The sequence below is a fragment of the Bartonella sp. AA56HLJMS genome (assembly GCF_042197145.1).
GTDB lineage: Bacteria > Pseudomonadota > Alphaproteobacteria > Rhizobiales > Rhizobiaceae > Bartonella.
This window is the reverse complement of the sequence record NZ_JBHIRL010000049.1, coordinates 1-3397: the sequence shown is the minus strand read 5'-3', so window position 1 is coordinate 3397 and position 3397 is coordinate 1. Positions and strand designations below refer to the sequence as shown.

Here is a 3397-nt window from a genome sequence, read left to right as displayed (position 1 = left end):
TTTACACGTTTTGTGTAATATATTTTAACATTTAAAATGTATAAGTTTCCAGTTGCAAACAAAAGCCGTGTCTTAAAGGACGCGGCTTTTTTGCTATAAAGCAGCCCCCCGCCCCGTTATTTTATTTACGCTGCTTTGTTTGTGCTTTGTTCACTACCATCAGTATCATCACAAATCTTTTGCTTGCCATTAATTACAGCGTTGCCAGAGATTTTTACACCCTCTTCAATAATAGACCTATTAGAAACACACGCATCATCATAAATTTCTGCTTTTTCATAAATACGAGCATTCTCATAAACACGGGCATTGCCATAAATCTTGACATTTTTGTAGACAAGCGCTTTACCATAAACCCTAGCATGATCAAAAATATGAGAACCTTCGTATACGCAAGAAGACCCTGATACTTTTGCATTGCCATAAACAAAGCCCTTCACATAAGCACTATGCCAAACCTTGGCATTGTCATAAATTTTTGCCTCTATACTAATAAAAGCTTTTCCATAAACCACGGCATTATCACAAACTTGACCACAAACCTTAGCATGATCATAAACCTTGGCATTGCCATTAACCACACACTTGCCATAAACCCACCCCTTGCCACGAAACCACATGGTACCACTAATACTAGCATTATCAAAAATCTTAGCATTGCCATAAACATGGGTATCACGACCATAAACCTTGGCTTTATCACTCACTACAACGTTACCATAAACTTTAGCATTTTGAGCAATAACGGCTTCATTACGTATTTTAGCATTTTCACTAACGACAGCATCATATGCTGCAATAGCATCATCATACACCCAGCAATTCCCATCATGAGAGAGGTTATCTTCCTTCTCAATAAAACCACCAAGGTCACCAGCCTTGACATCATCGAAATCCCTTAATGCGCGTATGCGATAAAAGTATCTAGGTTGACGGGTTTCTGCATCGTAAACTTTTTTTATTTCGTCTATAATTTCATATTTTTTAGATACAGTTTTAGTGGTCATAGGTAGCTCCCTAATCTAATATTCAAACAAATTTTTAAATGAAATGGTTATAAGGAGGCGCCCCCGCCGCGCCCGCGCCGTTATTTAAGCTGCTTTATTTATATCCTGATCAAGACCACAGACATCTTCAGAAAATTTCTTATTTTCTTTAAGCACAGCATTGCCATAAATCGTTGTAAATTGGCAAATTTGTGCTTTTCCACTCACATGAGCATTATCATGAATTTTTGCAAAAGGACCAACACGCGCCGAGCCAAAAACCTTGGCATTGTCATAAATATTGCTACCATCATAAACTATAGCTTTATCAAAAACATGAGCATTGCCATAAGCTTTTGACCACGCAGCAAGGCGTGATTTACCGTAGACATGGGCATCATTAAACACAAGCCCACTCACATGAGCATTTTCATATACACGGGCATTATCGTAAATAAGAGCCCCTTCAGTAATAACGGCATTATCACTCACAACGGCATTGCCAAAAACATAGCCACCAATTTTTGCATTGCCATTAATGACTGCATTGTCATAAACATGTGCCTTATCACTCAAAACCCATGCCTTATCACTAATCACAGCATTACCATAAACTTTTGCATAATTCACAACACAAGCATTATTGCGTATTTTGGCATTTTCGGAAACGCTTGCTTGGATAACCATAGCATCATCATAAACCCAGCAATTGCCTTTATGAGACAGATCACTCTCATCTTTAATAAAGCCACCTAAATCCCCCGCCTTAACATCATCAAAATCTCTTAAAGCTTTAATGCGGTGTAAAGTCACACCGTTAACAACGCGGTTTTCATTAGTAAGTTCATATTTTGGAGAAGTTTCTTGATTTTTAACTGTAGCTTTCATGCTAGTAATCCTATTCGTAAGAAGGTTTCTATTGACACCCTATAAGGGCGTCGGGTGCTAGAAACACGGCGAATAGTCCGCTGTGTGCTTTCCCCTAAAAAGGGTATTGTATAACACACTACACCCGACATAAATCGTTATATGCCAATGATAGCATAAAAGAAAGTCAGTATTTTAAAAGGCATGGGAGAGGCTGTATCGTAACCTATCCGCTATTCGCTAAGTGTTTCTACACACTTGACGCCTTTCTAAACGAACCTTTCCTTAAAGTCAATACGTATTTTTTATTTTTTTCAATTTTTTTCATTTTGATACCTACCTAATTGAATATCAAGTGCTTTTAAATTTTACTTTTGGTTTTTAGTATAAAAATGTAGTGCGTAAATGGACATGTTTATTAAACTGCGTGTATGCAACATGAGAAAGAATGAATAAACTAAAAAAAAGTACCAAAAAACGATATCTAAATACCAAAATACAGTATAACTATTTGGAAAAATTAAAACGACAAGTGCTAAACTTATTAGCTTTAAGAGTCTGTGCAAATACTGTTGTAAATCACGTGTTAATATCTTCCAACCTGTTGTATCATCATCTTTATATTTTGGATTGTTCTGCAACTCAAAAGGAATATGAGAATTGCATAAAATTACAAAAATATTTGTTATTATTATCAAACCAAAAGATGCAAATATCAAAATACCTTGGATAAAATAGGGATTTTTTTTAATTTCTAAAAAGCATAAAAATATAAAAATTATAATACCAAACAAGGCTCTTAGCTGCTTATCTGTAAACATATTTATTTCCTGCGGTTTTTGATAATTTTTTGATCTCTTTATTGATCTCATCTATGAGAGGTTCGTAATTGAGAACGCTTTTCGGAATACCACCCCCATATATCCAAGCTTTCACTTGCGCCTTGGTACTGTAATCAACTTTCTCAGGCATCTCATGATACTGACCACCGTCAAATTCTTCATATTCTCTTGTACCATCATCATATTCGTAAAGATTGTAAAAATACTCTGCTACCCCTAATCCCCATGGGGCATGCCCCACCGCCGTTGCAACGAACTTTTTCCCCCCCTTCTGTTTACGTTTTTTTAAAAACATCTGGTTTAATATCCCCTACCTAAATCCATAACTTTACCAATGGGTTTATTTGCCTCAAAATGGACCGTACAGAAGCGTTTTTAATTTCAATGTGGTTTTTAATCACAAAATCTTTAAATCGATCTGTACGGTGCCTTTCTGTCAATTTAAACGCATGTCTATTCTCAAAATCATCAGCAAACTTCACTACTTTGCTGTTTTTTCTGATCCATAAGTGTCTTTAAGCGTAGATCGCTGTTGCAAGTTGATTGAAGCTTTCTGAAAGGTTATTTGCGAAATTGTTTGACGGTGGTTTATAACATGCGCTTTCATATAGTTTTTTCACTTCTGATTTTTTGTGTTTCTTAATTACCAATCCATATTCTGGATGCGTAATCCAATTATCCCAAGCGCTTTGCCAATCGCGT

Annotated in this window: 4 protein-coding genes and 1 pseudogene; all 5 read right to left on the bottom strand. The window is 36.1% G+C overall.

All coding sequences use genetic code 11. The features are described 5' to 3' along the window. Positions 1-125: 125 nt before the first annotated feature. Positions 126-1007 (bottom strand): hypothetical protein, encoded by an 882-nt coding sequence (locus ACFINI_RS09525; protein ID WP_375632886.1) that lies wholly within the window; start codon positions 1005-1007, stop codon positions 126-128. A gap of 84 nt (positions 1008-1091) precedes the next feature. Continuing rightward, a complete protein-coding gene (locus ACFINI_RS09520) occupies positions 1092-1874 on the bottom strand; it encodes a hypothetical protein (RefSeq protein WP_375648001.1) in 783 nt (260 codons plus the stop codon). 347 nt (positions 1875-2221) lie between these two features. Continuing rightward, a complete protein-coding gene (locus ACFINI_RS09515) occupies positions 2222-2674 on the bottom strand; it encodes a hypothetical protein (RefSeq protein WP_375613774.1) in 453 nt (150 codons plus the stop codon). Continuing rightward, positions 2661-2990 carry a hypothetical protein gene (locus ACFINI_RS09510; RefSeq protein WP_375648000.1) on the bottom strand — a complete coding sequence of 110 codons (330 nt, stop codon included), beginning with the start codon at positions 2988-2990 and terminating at the stop codon, positions 2661-2663. Before ACFINI_RS09510 ends, ACFINI_RS09515 begins: the two co-directional genes overlap by 14 nt. A gap of 220 nt (positions 2991-3210) precedes the next feature. Beyond that, positions 3211-3397, bottom strand: a pseudogene (locus ACFINI_RS09505) (hypothetical protein); the annotation flags it as partial.

Bases quoted from the DNA above. Each gene is read 5' to 3' on its own strand.
- ACFINI_RS09515 (WP_375613774.1), bottom strand. From the start codon at position 2,674: ATGTTTACAGATAAGCAGCTAAGAGCCTTGTTTGGTATTATAATTTTT.
- ACFINI_RS09510 (WP_375648000.1), bottom strand. From the start codon at position 2,990: ATGTTTTTAAAAAAACGTAAACAGAAGGGGGGGAAAAAGTTCGTTGCA.
- ACFINI_RS09520 (WP_375648001.1), bottom strand. From the start codon at position 1,874: ATGAAAGCTACAGTTAAAAATCAAGAAACTTCTCCAAAATATGAACTT.
- ACFINI_RS09525 (WP_375632886.1), bottom strand. From the start codon at position 1,007: ATGACCACTAAAACTGTATCTAAAAAATATGAAATTATAGACGAAATA.